The organism is Bacillus sp. THAF10 (assembly GCF_009363695.1).
In the GTDB taxonomy this organism is placed as follows: Bacteria; Bacillota; Bacilli; order Bacillales; family Bacillaceae_I; genus Sutcliffiella_A.
On record NZ_CP045403.1, the window covers coordinates 1,430,227 to 1,449,188 of the forward strand.

Here is an 18,962-nt window from a genome sequence, read left to right on the forward strand (position 1 = left end):
TTTGACATTGCAAACAATACCACAGCGGTTTCAGGTTTCACCTTTTCTAGTGTTTTATTTAATTCACAGTACACAGTTTGGAGTTGGGGCACTTGGATACCAGCGTATTATTGCAATGTCAGCCGGTTATGATGCCTGGATTGGTATTATACTTATAGGAATTTTTACACATATCGTTGTGTATATGATGTACAAGATATGTGAGAAAAGCAAAGGTGACTTGGCAAGCGCGCATAGGCTTGTGTATGGAAAGTGGATAGGACAAGGATTTAATCTCTTTTTCATCCTCTATTTCATAGCTTCAACGGTGAATGTATTAAGAACCTATATTGAAGTGATTCAAGTATGGTTATTTCCAGATTTCAAAACATGGTTTTTTTCACTGTTTTTTCTTTTATTAGTGTATTACATCATTACAGGGGGTTTTAGAGTAATAACAGGAATTGCCTTTTTAGGAGTAATCCTGCCCTCTTATCTATATGTGATGATGATCATTCCACTGGAATATGCCAACTTCCGTAACATTCTGCCTATCTTTGATCATTCCTTTAAGGATATTTTTCTTGCAAGTAAAGATATGACATTAAGCATGTTAGGCTTTGAAACATTACTTATTTATTACCCATTTCTAAAGAATCCTGAAAAATCAAAGAAGTGGGCTCATTTAGGTGTATTTGTAACTACTTTTGTTTATGTTACTTTTGCTCTTGTAACATTTTCTTACTTTAGTGAAGGAAAGCTGGCAAAGAACATTTGGGCAACACTCTCTATTTGGAAAATTATCGAGCTTCCCTTTGTAGAGCGTGTAGAATATATCGGGATTGCGAACTGGTGCTTAATTATTTTACCAAATGTTTGTATATTTCTCTGGTGTGCTAGTCGCCTTGCCAAAAGAATGACAAACTTAAAGCATAGAACAACCCTACTTCTTTTAACCATTATCGTCTTTATCCTTATGAATCAATTTGAGGATAGAAAACTGATAAATAAATTAAACGATTATATAGGTCAAGTAGGGTTCTACATGTTATATGTTTATATTCCATTACTGTTTTTATTGGTTATATTTGCGCGTTGGAGAAAGGGGAAAAAAGAAAATGCCTCTTCTTAAGGTTTTAAGTACTATTTGTTTACTGTTGCTTCTTACAGGCTGTCTGCAAAAAGAGATTGTGGATGATGTAAATATAGAATCTGCGGAAGGCTTTGATCTGATAAGTGAAAATGAGATAATGGGTACCTTTGTTGTTCCAATTTATAAGGCAGATAAAACGATCGTAAATGAAAGGTTTACAGCAGTAGCAGAGCAAAATAAGGACATTTTAAGAAGTGTGCAAAAGGAGTCTTCCTCACCGATTGTAAATGGAAGCTTAGAAGTAGTCTTGTTCAATATGGACCTTGCCAAAAAAGGAATTATTCAGGTAGCTGATGGATTGCAACGGGATGCAAGTATTGGAACAGGATTATATTTTGCAATTGTAGAAGGACAAACAAAAGAAATTCTGGAGCAAAACATGGGCACGAGAGGAACAGGGGACCATTTATTTAACCTGCTTAAACATAACATAGAGCAAAGAGACGTTCCAAATACAAATATGCACATCTTTCTCTCAGATTATTATCAAAAGGGAAAAGATCCGAATCTACCAATGCTCAAAAAAAAGGAGGATAAAGTGGAGATAGTGGGAGTCGCTGTTTTAAAAGAGGATAAATTTGAAATGATGATTCCTGATGATCGACTGTTTTACTTTAAGACACTAGTGGATAGGTATTCAGATGGAACAGTCAATTTTAAACTTCCAGACAAAAAAGAATATGTTTCTGTGAGAAGCATAAAAACGGATAAAAATATCGATGTGAAGTGGAAAAATGATGTGCCTACGATTGAAATTGAAGTAAAGGTGGATGGCATGCTGAGAGAATTTACTGGGAATAAAGTTACACCTAAGGAAATAAATAAATTCCAAAAGATTTTGGAGGATAAGATTGTCGCCGAATCTGATTCTATGATTCAAGAGTTTATAAAAAGAGGAGTAGATCCCATCGGGTTTGGATATGAAGTAAAATCCCGAAAAAGAGGCTTTGACATGAAAAAATGGAAAGATCAATTGTATCCTGAATTAAAGGTTTCCGTTACAGCAAAGGTTAGAATTGTAAGTACAGGAGTTACAGAGTAGTCAAATATGTAGGACATATGAATATACTGGTAAAACAAAGCTGTTTAGAGGAGGACATAACATGCCTCAAAAAATTATGTTGTTTTGTGATCCAGGAATTGATGATTCATTGGCTATTATTTACAGCTTATTAAACCCTGAACTCGAATTAGTTGCTGTTGTAACGAGCTATGGGAACGTAAGGCAAAAACAAGCAACTCAAAATGTTGCATATTTACTAGAGCTTGCTAATAGAAAAGGTGTCTTACTAATTGGAGGAGCGAAAACCCCACTTTCAGGAGAGTTTTCTCCCTTTTATCCAGAAATTCACGGCGAGCAGGGGCTAGGTCCTATTAGGCCACCTGCCACCATCAAAGGAGAGCTGCTTAACTTTGATGCCATTTTTCAAGTGATTGAAAGGTATGGTGAGGATTTAGTTATTGTAGATGTTGGCAGAGCTACTTCCTTAGCAATAGCTTTTAATCTTGGTGGAGAAGAGCTTGTTAATCGTGTGAAAGGCTTTTTCTTAATGGGGGGAGCTTTTTTAATACCTGGAAATGTAACTGCTGGAGCTGAGGCGAATTTTTACGGTGATCCCCTCGCGGCAGAAGTTGTCATGGCTACGGTTAAAAACGGAATTCTTTATCCGCTTAACGTCACCAATGATGCTATTATCACTCCTGAAATGATTGAACAAATTACTTCAGAACATAATAATCCTTATCAGCCATTAATGAGAGAAATCTTTGACTACTATTTTAAAGCTTATCAAAAATTAGTTCCAGGAATTGAAGGGGGTCCTCTTCATGACGTTATGACGCTGTTTGCAGTAACGATGCCTCAGGCTTTTAAATATGTGGAAAAAGTTGTGAAGGTTGGTCAGGATCAAGGCAATCTTCGTGGGGTAAGCATGGCTGACTTTAGGCCAAAGCCTGATGAAGAGGGTAATACGCTCACGATTGCACTTGAATTTGACAACGGTGCGTTCACCGAAAACTTTATGGAAGTAATGACTTCTTCTCTCCCGGAATATGAATAGTGAATCCAGTCTTCCATCACTCGTTTTCGTCATCAATCTATTGAGAAATGTTAAAGAATCAAAAGATGCATTAAAATAGTACGAGGCTGGGACAAAAGTGTTTTGTCCCAGCCTCGCTTTTTTATTTCAGGTTTCTCTTCTACCTTTGGAGCTGTTTTGATATGATAGAATAATAAGAATGTTATGAAATAGAGGGAGAAGTAACCATGTCATTTCATCAATGTCCAAACTGTAAAGAAAATGTCCATTATAAAACCAAGCTTTTTTCCGTGTTTTTTGGCTATCGTCCGATTAGCTGCAAGAGATGTGAAACGGTTTATGAGGTCGATGAAAAGTTTCGATTTATCCTTTCTTTGTATACAGTGATGATTCCCATTATTCTTGTGTACTCCTTCAGTGCTGTTGCTGGAATTCATAATAGGTGGGTACAGGTAATATCTGTGTTGCTATTAGCAACAATAGGCGTTTTATATTCTGCAACGAAAGTGCGGTATCATAAAGCAAAGCATCAATCGTTAAATAAATAACGAGATAAAAATGAAGCGAGAACGGACTTTTTTGTCCCTTCTCGCTTTTTTGTTTTCCTTTAAACCCATTCTAATGCCCATATTAAGAATGCAGCCACAATGACAAGTGAAACCATATGAAGAATAAAAGAACTTAAAAAATCTTTCAATACATGAACATAATGAAAACGGCTTTTTTTGTTGTTTCGGACAATTCTCCTTGCTCTTGTATCCATCACTACACCTCTACTTACACGAAAAATCTGTATGTATATTATACAAAATATTCTAACAAATAATAAAGATTAAAGTAGAATTTTGTAAAAAAAACTAAAAAAATGAATGATAGTAGCATTTTACCTGTAAATAGTGAAGTTAGCAATTACTTTATTAGTATAATTAAAATAAAATTTTTTACAAAAAATGTGAAAAAAACCTTGTATTGTTAATTTGTACTAGTGTACTATCTAAATAGAACACTAATACGAAACGGAGTGAAGAAATGACTATTGTGGCATGTAGGGGGCTTTTTAAGAAAGAAAGGCTAGTAAGCAAGAATATGTTTTTGTTCCATTGTGTTGGTGTCGTACTGTCCGTCATAGAAGCGATAGGTCTTTTTTATTTGTCTTCATGGTTATTAAATAAGGCGGTGGAAGCAAAATGACAGCAAAATACGATACAGATAAACCCATCTACCTTCAAATAATTGAACGAATAAGGAGAGAAATTGTTAGAGGAGACTTAAAGCTTGGTGATAAGCTTCCTTCTGTTAGAGAAATGGCCATTATTTCGGAAGTAAATCCAAACACGATTCAACGAACATATAGCGAAATGGAAAGAATGGAGATCGTGGAAACAAAACGAGGGCAGGGGACATTTGTGACAGAAAATCAGGAGATATTAGTTCAGTTAAAAAAGGATGTTGAGTCGAAATTAGTGGAAAGCTTTGTGCAAAATATGAGAGAAATAGGTGCAACGGAGACAGATATGGTAGCAAGTGTGCAGAAATTCTTGTTAAAAGGGGAGAGCAAGAATGATTAAATTTGAAAATGTTGCTAAGAAGTATGGCAAATCTATCGCACTAAAAAACGAAACCATTACCTTTGAAAAAGGGAAAATTATTGGTCTATTAGGTCCAAATGGAAGCGGGAAATCTACGAGCCTGAAATTAATGGCTGGACTTGTTTTACCAGATAAAGGAAAAGTTATTATTGATGGTGATAAAGTGGACCGACAAATTGCGAGAAAGGTAGCTTACTTAACAGAACAGGATGTGTTCTATGATGCATTTACTGTTTGGGATATGATGAAGTTCTATCAATCTCAATTTGCAGATTTTCAAATGGAAAAGGCTGAAAAGTTATTGGCTTTTATGAAACTTGATAAAAGAAAGAAAATAAAAAACCTTTCAAAAGGGAACAGAGGAAGACTCAAGCTAGTTCTGGCACTTTCTCGAAATGCTGAATATATATTGCTAGATGAACCTTTTTCTGGACTCGATCCGATGGTTAGAGTTTCCATTGTGAAAGGCCTTTTACACTATGTGGAGTTTGGTAAACAAACCCTCATCATTGCTACTCATGAAATTGCTGAAATTGAATCCCTACTTGATGAAGTTGTTGTGTTAAAAAATGGAGAATTTGTTGCTAAGCAAAATGTTGAAGAAATTAGAGCGAATAATGGACTGTCTGTGAAGGAATGGATGGTTTCAAATTTTGATGAATAGGATGGGATAAATATGAACAGTGTGAATGGTTTGCTTTGGAAGGATTGGAAGGTTTCCATAAGAACCCAGCTGCATAACTATCTTTCTTTAGCTATTTTATGGCTAATAGGATTAATCTGCACCTTATATTTTGATATGTCCGAAATTTTATTAACAATTAGTATCACATTAATTGTCGTTCATATTTTTTATATAGGAACAGACATGTTTTTTAGCTTGAGTAAAGAAGTAAAAGTTAAGCTTTGGTTTCATTCACCTTTATCCTCAAAAGTGTTGTTAGCAAGTAAATTTTTCATTTCGTTCATTAATTGTTTATTGTCTATTACGGCGTGTATCTTCCTATACATCATTGCTAGTTTACTAGTAAATGAGCCTGTGCTTCAAGAGAAAAGCTTTACAGATGCACTAGCTTTGATAACCACCATAATGGGGATGGCTATTTATTTAGGTTTATGGGCTATTTATTTCTGGTCGCTATTTGCTGTTGCCAATTCTAAAAATCTTAAAATTGGAAGATACGGACTAAATGTGTTGCTGTTGTTTCTTTTCATTTCCTTGCATGAGCTGTTTGTTACAAGTCCACTTTTTCAATACTTCCAAAAGTTCGGTAGTTTTAAAGCTGTGAGCATAGGAACTACAGTAATTCTGAACAATGAACAGTATAGTGAGATTTCTCTTGGTGTGACCATGTCTACATTTTCCCTTCCTTTACTGGCTGTTTTCACGCTAGTAGCAATAGTAATATTCTTCCTATCGCAACAAAACATAAAGAAATTAGAAGGATAATCGTTCGTTAGCTTTTTTAACTTGGGGGTATAAGTATAGAAAGCAATATAAATCCCACAAGGCAGGTGATTAGGATGGAACTATTGAATATTTCCTACTTGAAAAAAGGAAAAATTTTAGGTTTCTTTGATCGATTTCCGTATTCAAAAGTCGTTTTTTCGCCTGTGAAAAATTATTATTTTATATCAGATATCCATTGGGATGAGAGGGACTCTGTGGTAACTTCTGAGGATTTAGAAAAAATGGAACTCCTCTTTAATAGCTATTTGGGAAAAGAAAGTGTGTACTTGAAACGAAAAAGCCGAAACAAAGAGAAGCTCAAGCATAATGCTTGAGCTTCTTATGATGGTTTTAAAATCATCAGCACAAGAATAATAAATCCTAAAAAAGAAGCAATCAAGTATAAATTCCAAATTTTATGATGAAGCAAAATTTGAGAAGAAGGCAGTTGAGTTGTAGAGCGATTTTCAGGATGTAATAGCCACCGCTGAAGTTCGCTTAGGGCTGGTGAAATGAAGCCAATCACAAGGACTTGAATCACAAGATACAGCAACAAGGAACCAAAAAGCCATATTTGCAAGAAGGAGCCATAATTTCCGAAGAGAACAAGGAGGATGCCAGTAATAACAGCGAGTGTCCCACCAATCTTTGGGAAATAATCTAGTTTGTGTTGAAGGAGAATATTGTGCCGAAGGTCTGAGATGGTTTGCTGTTTGCGCAATAGAATATTTCCAAAAAACGTGGGACCAATTCCAATGATTGCCACCAACACATGAATAAGCACTAGCCATTTCAAAGGCATCCCCCCTATTTGTTAGATACTTATATATATGAGAGAAAAGTGATATTCATGTTATTTACTGGTGTTAAAGACAAGAAAAAGCTCGACTCTATCACGTGTCAAGCTTTTAGTAGAATAAGAAATAGGAACATGTAAAATGGCAGTTATTTTTTAAGAGTGGATTTTAATAGGTGGTTATGGCTTTGTTTTTTATTTGGGGGAATCAAGACATTCAACATTTCATCAAGCTCCTGACTGAGCTTAACAGTTTCTTCAGAAGTTAATCCTGTTTTAAAAGCGGATTTCACCATTTGAATCCGTTTTTGTTCTAATTCAAACTCCTGAATTTTCATCTTAATCACTCCCGTAAAAGGATTTTCTCTATTATAGTCGATTATGGAATGTAAGAAAATAGGATTGGTGTAAAAAGTAGGTATTATCGTGGAAAACTTCGTAAATCGAAAAGAAGGATTTTAGGTGCATGTTTGTAGAAGTCGAATAACCTCATTGTTTTTCTATTTTTGTCATAATGAAGGAAAGTAAAAGTAAAGCGTAGAATAAAAACATATCTTTCTATAGAAAAGGAGCTGGTTAGATGAGTGGAAAAAATCAAGCGGTAGAAAAAATGAATCTTTATGCTAATGAATTAGTAAAAATGATGGTTAAAGATGGAGGGAAAATGAAAGAAGCAGAGCTAAAGATAGCATTTGAAAACGTTGCTCGTGCCATGATTGATATGACAAATATTCACTTAAATCGTGAAAAGGATGTAAACGAGGCATTGAAAACGAGTTTAAGTAGGATGAAAATAGCTCGTAACTGTGTTTATGCCACCAAGAATACCCCGTTGATCCAGAAAGGTAATACGAAAACAATTTCAAACTAATCTAAACTTTTGACCTTTAAGGCAAAGTCGGAAATGATGGTATTAAATTCATTGAAATGTTTTGTTGGTAAATGATGCTTCGCTCCTCCAATAAACGTAATTTTTGACTGAGGTAAATAAGCTAAAAACTCATTTATATAGTGATGAACATAGTGGTCGTTTTGTCCGTATACTAGTTGAATTGGTGCAGATATTTTATGTAATCTAGCAGTGCAGTCATACCTTAAACCTTCCTGATACATCTCGTGCAGTGTTTGAGAATTGGTCATTAAAAAATAGTTTTCCATTTCTTTCTCAAATCCTTTAGTATATGCATGAGCATGGCTGATAGACTTTGCAATAAGGGATATGCCATTCATTTTTGAAGTTAAAATTCCTAATAAAAACTCCATATATAAAGTGAAGGAATTTACTTTTGGAAATGCGCCTGCTAATACCAATCCTTTAATCAAGTGTGGATGAGTAAGAGCCGTTTCTAATGCAATCGAGCTTCCATTTGAATATCCACATGCAATTACATTTTCAATTTGAAGCGTTTTACAAACTTCCGCAATATCATTGCACAATAAATGAAAGGAGATTGGAGTATCGTTTCGTTCACTTCGTCCATTCCCTCTAAGATCTATGTATAATAATCGAAAATTTCGTGATAATGGTAATTGCTGCTTGAAGGTGATATGACCCATACCTGGTGGGTGAATAAATAAAAGTGTTGTCGATCCTGACCCTACTAGACGATAAAAAATTTTTACATTATCATGTGTTGTTATATATCCCATCCGTTCATCTCCATGACCATTTATGATTCATATAATTAAGAACAAACCTTACAAAAAAACCAAATACAAGACCTGGAACCACAAAAAGCATTGGCAGCCAAACGGGTCCAATCATGTATCCAAATATTTTTATTTTACTTGAAAGCATCAGTCCAACCGTTACAAAGTACGCGCAGCTCACAAAAGGCAAATAAGCAAATGAAGCTTGTCCCCCGCCTGCATCTTTAAAGGCATCCCACATCGCAAAAAAGTATAAACAAGGATAAAACATTAGCCACTGGTAATTTGCTTCCGTTGCAGCTAAATTAATTTCACCCTGAAAGCTGTACATGATGATGGAATTGAAGTTTGCTTGAACATTAATAATAAATTCCAAGAGGATAAACGTAATTCCTTTCACATATTTCTTGTTGAGTAATTGACCGAATCCTGGCAAGGCAATGCTCCATAATAAGCGTTCAATTGAATTGTTCATCTAAATAGATACCTTCAATTATTAGGGATACTCTGAGTCGATTCATTATCTTTCCTCCTGCCATTACTCTAATGTTAGCTTGACCATTTGAAAATAAAATATGTTATGTTCGTGTGAAAACGCAAAAACGTAGGGAACACAATCTCCCTACGTTTTTTCCATTTGCTTTCAGTTAACAAATATATGCTGATCCAATAATGATTAAAAGAATAAATAATATGATGAAAAGAGTAAATCCCGAACCACAGCCTGCTTCTCTAGTCATGTACTCGTCTCTCCTTTGTTTTCATACTGATACTTTACTTTATGTTACAAACACCCAGATGGATTGGGCGAATACCCAGTTCCCATATTTCTTTGTCATAGGACAGATTATTTCTTTCATACATGTATAAGAGTTGTTTGCATGCATAGGAGGGAGAGCGGTGTATACAAGATCAAATCGGTTATTAATTCATTTGCCCAAACCAAAAAATCCAGACCCAAATGGAGCAGCAGCTGTTCAAGAGCTGTTAGGCGGGAAGTTTGGAGAAATGTCTACATTAAACAATTATATGTTTCAATCAAACAATTTCCGAAACAAACGAAAATTAAAGCCTTTTTATGATTTAGTTGCTAGCATAACGGCAGAGGAATTAGGACATGTGGAATTAGTCACAACCACCATCAACCTTATGCTAGAGGGAGTAACTTATCCAGCCCCACCAGATGATACACCACTTGGCCATACGAAGGATTTTCGAAATAGCTATCATTATATTGTTAATGCACAAACGGCACTTGCTGGAGACTCCATGGGGAGAGCGTGGACAGGGGATAATGTATTTAATAGTGGAAATCTTGTGCTTGATTTGCTTCATAACTTCTTCCTCGAATGTGGAGCAAGAACACATAAGATGAGAGTGTATCAAATGACGGATAATCCTGTAGCTAGAGAAATGATTGGTTATTTACTCGTTCGTGGAGGAGTTCACGTAGTGGCATATGCAAAAGCGTTAGAAATTGCTACAGGAGTGGATATAACGAAGCTTGTTCCAATACCTAGCTTAGAGAATAGAGCATTTGAAACGACAAGAAAATTTGAAGCAGAAGGCGTCCATAGAAAGCTTTATACGTTTAGTCCAAATGATTTTAAAGATGTCGCGATGATATGGAAAGGTAGCCATCCGGAAGATGGAGGGAAACTCGAGGTTATCCAAGGCTCTCCACCTGGTGCACCTGTTCCTGACCTTGAAAACCTGCCAGAAGAATTTGCACCAGGCATCTCACAAGAAGAGTTTATGGAGATTGCGAAAAGACTTCAAAGATCTGCAGGTATGTAAGGAATGACAATTGGCTAAGAGATGTGTTTACATCTCTTTTTTTCATGGGCATTTTTCCATCCTCCTCAAGACGTAGTATTAATCGGTATAAAGCTGGAAATGACTGTAGGTAAAAGAATGAAAAAAAACCGTTCTCGAGTTTGTTATCCATAAACGCTAAAAAATCTATACTGTAGATGAGAACGAATTAAAAGGATGATGGAGGATGAAAACAATGCTAACCATTTTATTTGGAAGTAAAAAAGTGAAAATCAAACAGGGTATGTCAATCGATGAAAAAAGAAGAGAAATTTTTCTCAAAAGTGATTTACCATACCGCTACTAAAGGAAGTTGCAGAAAGAGTGCAACTTTCTTTTTTTTTATTTATTGAATGCAAAAAATTATATCAATTTAGAAAATTCTTGTAGAAAAATGGTATAATTAAGTAAATTCCGTTCATTACATACAAAAGGTGGAAAGAAACTTGAAGGATGAAGCAGCAATAATTCAAGAAATACTTTCGGGCAGAAAGGAAAGATATCAAGAAATTATTGATCAATATAAAAATAGGTTATTTTCTGTTTCTTATTACATCACTGGCGAGAAAGAGAAGGCAGAAAGTATTGTTTCCTCATTTTTTCAGAAGATATATGCAGCACTTCCTCAATACAATGATACCGTTCTTTTTTCTGATTGGTTATACCAGCAATATATCTCTGAAGGGATACCTTCGGATTTTCATGTCAGTAAATATGCTGATCACTCTTCCTTTCATAATCCCCGTCTTATTGAAATAGAAGAAGGTATCCTCGAATTGCCATTACAAGAAAAGAGTATTCTACTCTACTTCAGAATACTGGAATTAACTCCACAGCAAATTTCTAGGACAAGCAACCTTGAGATAGAGGAAATGGAAGCTTATTACAGCAAAGCCATGGAAACGATCAGAAATAAGAAGAATCCTTTAGAGAATAGAATTTCTGAAGGTGGGGAATGTCACTTGCTGACTGAATTAAACCAATACAAAGAAAAACAACTCGGAGAAAACGAAACGGTAAAGCTAGAAGAACACTTAGAATTTTGTCCACATTGCAGAAATCTCTTAGCAGGGTTGCAAAGAGAAGAGGATTTATTAGATGAAGTCCTTTTCAATCCAACAATAAAGGAAGACTTTAGCCAAGAAATCCTTGCTCATCTTCCAGCTTTCAAACCAAAAAAACCAAAACATAAAACATGGAAGTACCAGCTGCGGACATTAGGTATGATTGGTGCAGTCGTTTTTGCCATTAGTTTGATCTACCCAAATATTGAGTCGTTTTCTGCAACCGTAAAAACCTACTTAGAGCATGGAACCATCTATAATGTTTGGGCGGAGGGGACGTATGCTGTCACCGATAAAGAACTTACGTTTGAAGTGACAAAAATAGACGTTGATCCCCTGCATATGCTCCTTTATTATGATGTGAAACGGGAAGGAAAGAGTGTAACAATCAATCAATATGAGGACTTTGATTTTTACTCGTATTACCCAATAAAAATTGTAGATGAACAAGGAAAGGAATACCCTATTCAATTAGGACATCCTGAATATTTGAACCATGGACAGGTTGCCAAGGAAGTAAAGGAAAATTATCAACCATATATTATCATCCATCCAAAAGAACAGGAGAATTTACCAGATCGGTTTTTTATCAAAGTTGAACTTTCAAAGCTCAAGGGGCAATATGGGAATTGGGATGTGGACATTCCCATTCACTACGATAAGATAGAGAGCTCTCTTGTAAAAGTCGATTTAAATGAAAAGCTATCTTTTAAAGACAAGCTGGAACTTGAATTGCTTGATATTACCTATGGAAAACACGGTGCGAAATTTCGCTATCAGGTGACGCAAACGGAAGAAGAGAAGAAAAGAATCAATGCTTATTTAAAAGAGCATGGCCAAGAGCATAGGCTGGAAGAGTTTACGACAAATCACCATGTAGGCATAGCTGTCATGACAGAAGATAAAAAACACTTAGTGCCCTTTTTCTTTATGAATGAGATATACGACTATGACCAAACTAAACCAATAGAAATGCACGTGTCCACCTACTATATGGATCAAGATTACCATGAAGTAAAAGGAGAGTTAGATAGTTTAAATGGAAAGCTTTATGCTGAAATATTCGGAAGTCATTATAGCGAACCTGCTTTATTCTCTATAGAAGTACCATTTGAAGAAACGGAAAGCACCAGCATAAATCAATGGATTAATGGAATTGAGCTCATAGATTATCAAATTAAACAAATGGAAGAAAACGAAAATAAATATGAGCTTATTATTCGTGGGAATACGCATGACTCTGGTGAGAATCTACGTGAAATTGGTTGGCAATTTGAAGATCAACAAGGAGAGTATCTACCAATGGAAGGTTGGTATCATTACGAAGAATCGAGTAAACAAGGAGTGAAAAAATTATTTCATGGCGAGATTTTAACTAATCGAGATAATCTTGAAACGTTAAAAATCAGGGTTGATTCTGTTTACACTCAATTCAATGAACATGCTGGGAGAAGGTTTCCGCTCTTTATAGATACGAAAACGGGAGATAACGAGTGATGGAAACAAAAATAATGAAAGATGTGATAAGTGGAAAAATCGACGCTTATCATCATTTCATAGACGAGTACAAGAATCCTATCTTTCAACTCACACTAAGGTTGATTCAACATGAAGAGATGGCAAAAAAGTACACAAAAGACATTCTAGTGAAAGTTTATCAACAGCTTCCATATATAGAAGGGAATATTTCCTTCTTGATATTGGAAATGGTTCTTGCTGAAGTACCTGCTAAGACGCAAGTAGACGACCCGTGGCTCCGCGCACTTAAGCCACGTGAAGAAGTGCTTGAAAGAGAGTTACGTGTGCTTCCAGATGGAAGAAAGAGAGCATTCATCCTCTCGTATTTAAATGTGGGGTTGTCTGAAGCAGATAAAGCTAATCTGTGTAAGATGGAGCTAATAGAATACCAAGAAGCTATCAAGCTAGCAAAAAATAGCATAAGGAAGTATCTGCACGAAACCATCCCAAAACCATTAGAAAATTGCTATGAACTGTGGCAGCTTCAAGACTATAAGGATGAAAAGCTATCTAAAGATAAGCGGCAAGAGATGATCGATCACCTGGAATTCTGTCCTCCTTGCAGGGATGTAATAAAAGCGTTAGAAAGTGAAGAAAAAATAATGAACGACTTGATTCATTTGCCGGCTTTAAACAACGACTTCAATGAAGAGGTTATGAAAGGTCTGACTCCGTATTCAGCGAAAAAAACAGCACACCGTACATGGAAATTTCAGCTCCTCATTGTTGGAGCATTGATATTCATATTTGGCATTACTTTTCCGCTTGTACAAACGATTAAACCATATACAAAATTGGTTGGGAACTATCTTGCACACGGAAGCTTTTATAATGTATGGGATGAAGGGTCCTATGCTGTTACCGACAATGAGATCACCGTGGACATTACAAGTATAGAAGTTGACCCTATTCATATGGTAATCACTTATAAGGTGGATAGTGATAACAAGGAGTTAATGAGTAGAAATGGATTGGACACTGTGTTTGTAGAAGCAGTAGATGAGGACGGGAAAAAGCATTCTATGGAGTACTCCCCAAATTATTTGGAGCAGATGAATCAACAGGGATTACATGAAGAAACCGAACTCTATGAACAGAATAGAGAAAGGAAGCTTTACGTAAAACCGCTGAACAGCGGGTCACTGCCACCTGAGTTTACCCTCCATGTGAAATTTAGAAACGTAAATGGCTGGGCTGGTGTCTGGAATATAAAGGTGCCCCTTCAGTATAAAAAAGGCATGGGGAAAACAGAGCTAGTTACCGTGAATGAAACAGTGGTTATAGATGACAAGATTGAAGTCGAAATCCTCACCTTTGAAAAAGGGAAGTATGGCAGTAAAATCGTCTATGATATGCGCTTGAAAGAGGAAGAAGTTAGTAGGATTGATCGAAAGCTGAAACAAACCGATGCTCACTACGAAAAAGCCTTTTTAGATAGCTTCCATCGTATCACAGGTGGACTCACACTCGTAAATAATCAAAACGAATACCTTGTCCCTATTCCATATCCTTCATATAGTGCTTTTAATAAGAAAAGCCCATATGAAATGATTTTTTCCACTCTTACAGCAGATAGGGATTACTCTGAATACAAGGGTGAGGATTCACCAGACTCAACTTATTCAACAGAGATTCGTTATTTGCAGTATATGGAACCTGGCTTTCATTCCTTTACTGTTCCATTAAAGGAAGTGGAAAATGAACCGTTTGAAATAGACCTTGGTGGCTACAAGACGGAGACATTAACTGTTAATAGAAATGAATATGGCTGGTTGGATGTTATCCTTTCTGGGAGAAAAACACAATATAATTTAACAAGGGACTTTTATTGGGAATACCATGATGACACTGGTACAAGAATTTATCCAGAAGACAAGGCAAGGTATGATGATAATGGTGTGGAGGAAAATGTCACTTTTTTTAACTTGAGCTTAGTTCCTCAAGGTCCACCATCATCCTCCTTGTTCATCCAGTCCGGTATCATCCTAAATAATTATATTTTCAAAGAGAACGAGCATCGCATTCCATTAAACTAACAGTGCAAAACGGTCCTTCTATCGGGCCGTTTTGCGTTATAATAAAACTATCTTAACGAAAAGGTCGTGTTGATTGTGGAATTGAACTTAAAAGGAAAAACAGCACTCGTGTTAGCTTCAAGTCAAGGACTCGGGAAAGCAATCGCAGAATCCTTCGTAAAAGAAGGAATGAACGTCGTCCTTGCAAGCAGAAATGAGGAGAAACTTCAAAAGTTTCAAGATGAGTTAACCATGAAGCACCATGGTCATGTTACTTACATAACAACCGATATTACAAAGCCTGAGGATATCAAACAGGCAGTCAAGCATACGATCGATATTTTCGGGCAGCTTGATGTGCTTATTAATAATGCAGGTGGTCCACCAGCAGGCAGCTTTGAACAAATTACCGATGAACAGTGGCAGTCCGCTTTTGAACTGAATCTGTTAAGTTACATTCGCATGATCCGCGAAGCTCTTCCACATCTGAAAAAGAATGGTGGAAAAATCATTAATATTGCTTCCTCCTCCATTAAAGAGCCGATTGCTGGACTCCTTTTATCTAATACGTTTCGGACGGGAATTGTTGGTTTGACAAAAACACTTGCCGGTGAGCTTGCAAGTGACAACATCCTGATTAATACCGTCGCACCAGGTCGTATTGCTACCGACCGAGTTGCCTTTTTAGATGAAGTTAATGCTGGAAAACAAGGAATTACAAAGGAAGAAATGGAGAAAAAGGTGAAATCAGGTATTCCGCTAGGCCGCTACGGTGAGCCGGAGGAGTTTGCAAAGGTTGTGACGTTTTTAGTTTCTGATGCAAATAGCTATATGACAGGAAGCTCGTTTCTTGTAGATGGCGGAATGGTTAAATCAATTTAACAGGAAGATAGTGGAGGAATACTACTAGAATGAAAAACATCTTATTTCTTATTGTTGGTGGTTTTGCCATCGGTATCATTTTGGCATTTTTAGATATTCAATTTCATTTTTGGGGCTTTGTTGTCCTGCTTATTTTGGCTTTTTTCGCCTTTTCTTACCGTGATATCCGCTATATGTTTCTATCAAGGGATGTTGAAAAGATTGAAAAATATTTAGAAAAGAAGCGAAGAGAACCGTATTACGGCTTTGTTTTAGAGCTTGCAAATGGAGATCTAGGTAAAGCAAAAAATGAACTAGAAGAGTTAGAACGGAAATGGAAAGGGAAAAAAACCGCTGTTTTCTGGGCTCAGTATCATTTGAAAGCAAAAAACTTAGAGAAAGCAAAAGAAATAGTAGAAAAGGTAGAGCAAACAGATATTAGAACCTACATTCAAGCGGGAATTCTTATAGAGGAGAAGAGGTTCAAACAAGCAGAAGATCTCATCGCTCTTTTGCCTAAAGACTGGATGAAGCTCGCAATGCAGCTGGAGATAGCTCAAAAAAAGAAAGACATTGCGCTTGCCAAACAAAAAAGACAGGAAGTACTTTCTGTTACGAAAGGCTTGCAATATTACATGCTGTACAAAGAGTTTGAGCACTTAACTTAAAGCTGTTTTCGCAAAGTTTGGTGCTACTGCGGATAGTTTAGACACCCGTATTCAACGTTGCTGTTGTGCTCTTTTCGTGGAGAAAGTATTAAACATGTGGCAATTTTTCTTAGCTTGAAGATTGGAAAAAGTCTTAAAATCGACTTTTTCCTATAAAAGCAACAATCTTTTAGAAAAGAGCTTTACCTAAAGAATCACCTTGACAAGGAAGCTTGAACAATCATACACTTGTAGTAGACATTAGTTATTAGAAAATTTACAGTATTGAGGAAAATGCATATGGTATTAGCAGTGGATAGAAGAATAGGGAAGCATGCCATCTTACTTGCTATGATGGAGCAGGAAGATGAGGGTATTAGCATCCCATCTCAATGGAATAGTTGTCTTGGAAAAGTAGGTTCCATGGATTCTCAGAAGGTAGTTGCAGCGATTGAAACGGCAGCCAAACGAGAAGGAATTATTAAATCTGACGGCTATCGTGAAACACATGCGCTATATCACGCGATAATGGATGCCCTTAGCGGTGTCACAAGGGGGCAAGTGCAATTAGGTCCTGTCATGAGAACCGTAGGCCTGCGCTTTGCCGTTGTCAGAGGAAATCCATATGAGGATATGGAAGAAGGCGATTGGATTGCTGTTGCATTGTACGGCACAATTGGCGCTCCTGTTAGAGGCTCCGAGCACGAAACCATCGGCCTTGGCATCAATCATATTTAATAGAACAAAAAAATAGCAATGCCCATAGTTGTTTAGAAAATAGGGGGCTGTACTTTGATTAGATACCTAATTAAAGTATGGCCTCTTTTTGTGTGTAAAAGGGGGATTTGTAAATGGAGAAACACAAGGAAAAGGGGAGTGTTGCAATGATAACCTTAGACGGAGGATCCTTGACATTAGAACAATTGAACAAAATTTTGTTTGAAAATGCAAAAGTAACACCATGCAAAGATGCCATGGTTCGAGTAACAGCTAGTCGCGGTGCTGTTGAAAAAATAGTCTTAGACGGAAAAGTGGTATACGGAATTACCACAGGCTTTGGGAAATTCAGTGATGTGCTAATACCAGTAGAGGAAACGGCTGCACTTCAACGTAACTTAATTCTCTCTCATGCTTGTGGAGTAGGTGAACCATTCTCAGAAAGGATTGCTCGTGCCATGCTTGTTCTGAGAGCAAATGCCTTATTAAAGGGATTTTCAGGAGTTAGGCCTATATTAATTGAAAGACTTTTAGATTATGTGAATGAAGGTATTCACCCTGTCATCCCTCAACAAGGCTCACTTGGAGCTAGTGGAGACTTGGCACCCCTTTCCCATCTAGTATTAACCCTCTTAGGAGAGGGAGAAGTTTTTTACAAGGGAGAAAAGCGGGATACAGCTAGTGTGTTAGCAGAAAAAAATATCATTCCCCTTGAGTTAAAAGCAAAGGAAGGACTCGCCTTAATTAATGGTACGCAAGCCATGACAGCAGTGGGGGTGGTTGCCTACCTTGAGGCTGAGAAACTGGCCTATCAAGCAGAACGAATTGCCGCTATGACCTTTGAAGGGCTAGAAGGAATTGTCGATGCGCTTGATGAAGATGTGCATATAGCTAGAGGTTATAAAGAGCAAGTTGAGGTAGCTCAAAGAATGAGAAAGCTTCTTGAAGGAAGTCAGCTTGTTACAAAGCAAGGGGAAAAACGTGTGCAGGATGCCTACTCGCTAAGGTGCATTCCCCAGGTTCATGGTGCTAGCTGGCAAGTGCTTGGTTATGTAAAGGAAAAGCTTGAGATTGAAATTAATGCTGCAACCGATAACCCATTAATATTTGATGATGGAGACAAGGTCATCTCCGGAGGGAATTTTCATGGCCAGCCGATTGCCTTTGCGATGGACTTTCTAAAAATGGGAATGGCAGAGCTTGCAAATATTTCGGAAAGACGAATAGAGCGACTGGTGAATCCGCAGTTGAATGATTTACCACCGTTTTTAAGTCCTAAGCCAGGGCTCCAATCTGGTGCGATGATCATGCAGTATTGTGCCGCCTCTCTAGTGTCGGAAAACAAAACACTTGCCCATCCAGCTAGTGTAGATTCCATTCCTTCTTCTGCTAACCAAGAGGATCATGTGAGCATGGGTACCATTGGAGCAAGGCATGCTTATCAGATAATCGCAAATGTCAGAAGAGTGCTGGCAATTGAATGGATTTGCTCCTTGCAGGCAGTGGAATACAGAGGTGTATTCCTATCCTCTAAAGAGATGAAAGCATGGTATCAAAAGGGCAGAAATATTGTGGAGACCATTTCAGAGGATCGTGTATTTTCTAAGGATATTGAAGCACTTGCCTCATGGATGAAAGAAAGTAACTAACATATAAGGGGATGAAGAAC

22 protein-coding genes are annotated in these 18,962 nt (G+C 37.0%); 16 read left to right on the forward strand and 6 right to left on the reverse strand.

Annotated elements, in window-relative coordinates; translation table 11 throughout:
- Nucleotides 1–7 precede the first annotated feature (7 nt).
- The 4 genes from FIU87_RS07550 to FIU87_RS07565 all read left to right on the forward strand — a co-directional run bounded on the left by FIU87_RS07550 (nt 8) and on the right by FIU87_RS07565 (nt 3,719).
- Nucleotides 8–1,111: a GerAB/ArcD/ProY family transporter gene (locus tag FIU87_RS07550; protein WP_152444015.1), complete on the forward strand. Its 1,104-nt coding sequence runs from the start codon at nt 8–10 to the stop codon at nt 1,109–1,111.
- Nucleotides 1,098–2,174 (forward strand): Ger(x)C family spore germination protein, encoded by a 1,077-nt coding sequence (locus tag FIU87_RS07555; RefSeq protein ID WP_172970992.1) that lies wholly within the window; start codon nt 1,098–1,100, stop codon nt 2,172–2,174. Before FIU87_RS07550 ends, FIU87_RS07555 begins: the two co-directional genes overlap by 14 nt.
- 61 nt (nt 2,175–2,235) lie before the next feature.
- Nucleotides 2,236–3,192, forward strand: coding sequence for a nucleoside hydrolase (locus tag FIU87_RS07560; RefSeq protein WP_152444017.1), 957 nt, complete (start codon nt 2,236–2,238; stop codon nt 3,190–3,192).
- A 206-nt stretch (nt 3,193–3,398) separates the two neighbouring features.
- Complete coding sequence (locus tag FIU87_RS07565) at nt 3,399–3,719, forward strand: TIGR04104 family putative zinc finger protein (RefSeq protein WP_152444018.1); 321 nt, start codon at nt 3,399–3,401, stop codon at nt 3,717–3,719.
- Between the two features lie 59 nt (nt 3,720–3,778).
- On the opposite strand, the gene FIU87_RS21005 is transcribed toward FIU87_RS07565, so the two are convergent.
- Entirely contained in the window at nt 3,779–3,934 is a 156-nt protein-coding gene (locus FIU87_RS21005) for a hypothetical protein (RefSeq protein ID WP_172970993.1), read from the reverse strand.
- Nucleotides 3,935–4,358: 424 nt separating this feature from the next.
- Here FIU87_RS21005 and FIU87_RS07570 point away from each other — a divergent pair, with 424 nt between their 5' ends.
- The 4 genes from FIU87_RS07570 (at nt 4,359) to FIU87_RS07585 (ending at nt 6,545) form a co-directional block, all read left to right on the forward strand.
- Nucleotides 4,359–4,739 (forward strand): GntR family transcriptional regulator, encoded by a 381-nt coding sequence (locus tag FIU87_RS07570; RefSeq protein WP_152444019.1) that lies wholly within the window; start codon nt 4,359–4,361, stop codon nt 4,737–4,739.
- Entirely contained in the window at nt 4,732–5,424 is a 693-nt protein-coding gene (locus FIU87_RS07575) for an ABC transporter ATP-binding protein (RefSeq protein ID WP_152444020.1), read from the forward strand. Before FIU87_RS07570 ends, FIU87_RS07575 begins: the two co-directional genes overlap by 8 nt.
- A 12-nt stretch (nt 5,425–5,436) precedes the next feature.
- The gene (locus tag FIU87_RS07580) at nt 5,437–6,210 is read left to right on the forward strand and encodes a hypothetical protein (RefSeq protein ID WP_152444021.1); all 774 of its coding nucleotides are present in this window, start codon (nt 5,437–5,439) and stop codon (nt 6,208–6,210) included.
- 74 nt (nt 6,211–6,284) lie between these two features.
- Complete coding sequence (locus FIU87_RS07585) at nt 6,285–6,545, forward strand: hypothetical protein (RefSeq protein ID WP_152444022.1); 261 nt, start codon at nt 6,285–6,287, stop codon at nt 6,543–6,545.
- Between the two features lie 5 nt (nt 6,546–6,550).
- Here FIU87_RS07585 and FIU87_RS07590 read toward each other — a convergent pair whose 3' ends face one another.
- Nucleotides 6,551–7,006: a DUF2269 family protein gene (locus FIU87_RS07590; RefSeq protein ID WP_152444023.1), complete on the reverse strand. Its 456-nt coding sequence runs from the start codon at nt 7,004–7,006 to the stop codon at nt 6,551–6,553.
- Nucleotides 7,007–7,155: 149 nt separating this feature from the next.
- Nucleotides 7,156–7,344 (reverse strand): aspartyl-phosphate phosphatase Spo0E family protein, encoded by a 189-nt coding sequence (locus FIU87_RS07595; protein ID WP_152444024.1) that lies wholly within the window; start codon nt 7,342–7,344, stop codon nt 7,156–7,158.
- A 242-nt stretch (nt 7,345–7,586) separates the two neighbouring features.
- On the opposite strand from FIU87_RS07595, the gene FIU87_RS07600 reads away from it, so the two are divergent.
- Complete coding sequence (locus FIU87_RS07600; RefSeq protein WP_152444025.1) at nt 7,587–7,877, forward strand: hypothetical protein; 291 nt, start codon at nt 7,587–7,589, stop codon at nt 7,875–7,877.
- Here FIU87_RS07600 and FIU87_RS07605 read toward each other — a convergent pair.
- The 3 genes from FIU87_RS07605 to FIU87_RS07615 form a co-directional block, all read right to left on the reverse strand.
- A complete protein-coding gene (locus FIU87_RS07605) occupies nt 7,874–8,656 on the reverse strand; it encodes an alpha/beta fold hydrolase (protein ID WP_152444026.1) in 783 nt (260 codons plus the stop codon). The genes FIU87_RS07600 and FIU87_RS07605 overlap by 4 nt on opposite strands.
- Nucleotides 8,657–8,660: 4 nt before the next feature.
- The gene (locus FIU87_RS07610) at nt 8,661–9,131 is read right to left on the reverse strand and encodes a hypothetical protein (protein WP_152444027.1); all 471 of its coding nucleotides are present in this window, start codon (nt 9,129–9,131) and stop codon (nt 8,661–8,663) included.
- 172 nt (nt 9,132–9,303) lie between these two features.
- On the reverse strand, nt 9,304–9,396 hold the full coding sequence (locus tag FIU87_RS07615) for a YjcZ family sporulation protein (RefSeq protein WP_152444028.1): 93 nt from the start codon (nt 9,394–9,396) through the stop codon (nt 9,304–9,306).
- Nucleotides 9,397–9,556: 160 nt separating this feature from the next.
- Here FIU87_RS07615 and FIU87_RS07620 point away from each other — a divergent pair, with 160 nt between their 5' ends.
- The 7 genes from FIU87_RS07620 to hutH all read left to right on the forward strand — a co-directional run bounded on the left by FIU87_RS07620 (nt 9,557) and on the right by hutH (nt 18,942).
- Nucleotides 9,557–10,453, forward strand: coding sequence for a manganese catalase family protein (locus tag FIU87_RS07620; RefSeq protein ID WP_152444029.1), 897 nt, complete (start codon nt 9,557–9,559; stop codon nt 10,451–10,453).
- A 464-nt stretch (nt 10,454–10,917) separates the two neighbouring features.
- A complete protein-coding gene (locus FIU87_RS07625) occupies nt 10,918–13,032 on the forward strand; it encodes a sigma-70 family RNA polymerase sigma factor (protein ID WP_152444030.1) in 2,115 nt (704 codons plus the stop codon).
- A complete protein-coding gene (locus FIU87_RS07630; RefSeq protein ID WP_152444031.1) occupies nt 13,032–15,089 on the forward strand; it encodes a zf-HC2 domain-containing protein in 2,058 nt (685 codons plus the stop codon). Before FIU87_RS07625 ends, FIU87_RS07630 begins: the two co-directional genes overlap by 1 nt.
- 75 nt (nt 15,090–15,164) lie before the next feature.
- Nucleotides 15,165–15,950 carry an SDR family oxidoreductase gene (locus FIU87_RS07635; protein WP_152444032.1) on the forward strand — a complete coding sequence of 262 codons (786 nt, stop codon included), beginning with the start codon at nt 15,165–15,167 and terminating at the stop codon, nt 15,948–15,950.
- A gap of 29 nt (nt 15,951–15,979) precedes the next feature.
- Nucleotides 15,980–16,597 (forward strand): YfgM family protein, encoded by a 618-nt coding sequence (locus FIU87_RS07640; protein WP_152444033.1) that lies wholly within the window; start codon nt 15,980–15,982, stop codon nt 16,595–16,597.
- 279 nt (nt 16,598–16,876) lie between these two features.
- Complete coding sequence (gene hutP, locus FIU87_RS07645; RefSeq protein ID WP_152444034.1) at nt 16,877–17,314, forward strand: histidine utilization transcription antiterminator HutP; 438 nt, start codon at nt 16,877–16,879, stop codon at nt 17,312–17,314.
- 146 nt (nt 17,315–17,460) lie between these two features.
- Complete coding sequence (hutH, locus tag FIU87_RS07650; RefSeq protein ID WP_152446464.1) at nt 17,461–18,942, forward strand: histidine ammonia-lyase; 1,482 nt, start codon at nt 17,461–17,463, stop codon at nt 18,940–18,942.
- The last annotated feature ends 20 nt before the right edge of the window (nt 18,943–18,962 follow it).

Excerpts from the sequence above, each read along its gene's own strand:
- FIU87_RS07610 (WP_152444027.1), bottom strand. The coding sequence starts at position 9,131 with ATGAACAATTCAATTGAACGCTTATTATGGAGCATTGCCTTGCCAGGA.
- FIU87_RS21005 (WP_172970993.1), bottom strand. The coding sequence starts at position 3,934 with ATGGATACAAGAGCAAGGAGAATTGTCCGAAACAACAAAAAAAGCCGT.
- FIU87_RS07555 (WP_172970992.1), top strand. The coding sequence starts at position 1,098 with ATGCCTCTTCTTAAGGTTTTAAGTACTATTTGTTTACTGTTGCTTCTT.
- hutP (WP_152444034.1), top strand. The coding sequence starts at position 16,877 with ATGGTATTAGCAGTGGATAGAAGAATAGGGAAGCATGCCATCTTACTT.
- FIU87_RS07570 (WP_152444019.1), top strand. The coding sequence starts at position 4,359 with ATGACAGCAAAATACGATACAGATAAACCCATCTACCTTCAAATAATT.
- FIU87_RS07560 (WP_152444017.1), top strand. The coding sequence starts at position 2,236 with ATGCCTCAAAAAATTATGTTGTTTTGTGATCCAGGAATTGATGATTCA.
- FIU87_RS07630 (WP_152444031.1), top strand. The coding sequence starts at position 13,032 with ATGGAAACAAAAATAATGAAAGATGTGATAAGTGGAAAAATCGACGCT.
- FIU87_RS07595 (WP_152444024.1), bottom strand. The coding sequence starts at position 7,344 with ATGAAAATTCAGGAGTTTGAATTAGAACAAAAACGGATTCAAATGGTG.
- FIU87_RS07585 (WP_152444022.1), top strand. The coding sequence starts at position 6,285 with ATGGAACTATTGAATATTTCCTACTTGAAAAAAGGAAAAATTTTAGGT.
- FIU87_RS07615 (WP_152444028.1), bottom strand. The coding sequence starts at position 9,396 with ATGACTAGAGAAGCAGGCTGTGGTTCGGGATTTACTCTTTTCATCATA.
- FIU87_RS07640 (WP_152444033.1), top strand. The coding sequence starts at position 15,980 with ATGAAAAACATCTTATTTCTTATTGTTGGTGGTTTTGCCATCGGTATC.
- FIU87_RS07580 (WP_152444021.1), top strand. The coding sequence starts at position 5,437 with ATGAACAGTGTGAATGGTTTGCTTTGGAAGGATTGGAAGGTTTCCATA.
- FIU87_RS07575 (WP_152444020.1), top strand. The coding sequence starts at position 4,732 with ATGATTAAATTTGAAAATGTTGCTAAGAAGTATGGCAAATCTATCGCA.
- FIU87_RS07600 (WP_152444025.1), top strand. The coding sequence starts at position 7,587 with ATGAGTGGAAAAAATCAAGCGGTAGAAAAAATGAATCTTTATGCTAAT.
- FIU87_RS07605 (WP_152444026.1), bottom strand. The coding sequence starts at position 8,656 with ATGGGATATATAACAACACATGATAATGTAAAAATTTTTTATCGTCTA.
- hutH (WP_152446464.1), top strand. The coding sequence starts at position 17,461 with ATGATAACCTTAGACGGAGGATCCTTGACATTAGAACAATTGAACAAA.
- FIU87_RS07565 (WP_152444018.1), top strand. The coding sequence starts at position 3,399 with ATGTCATTTCATCAATGTCCAAACTGTAAAGAAAATGTCCATTATAAA.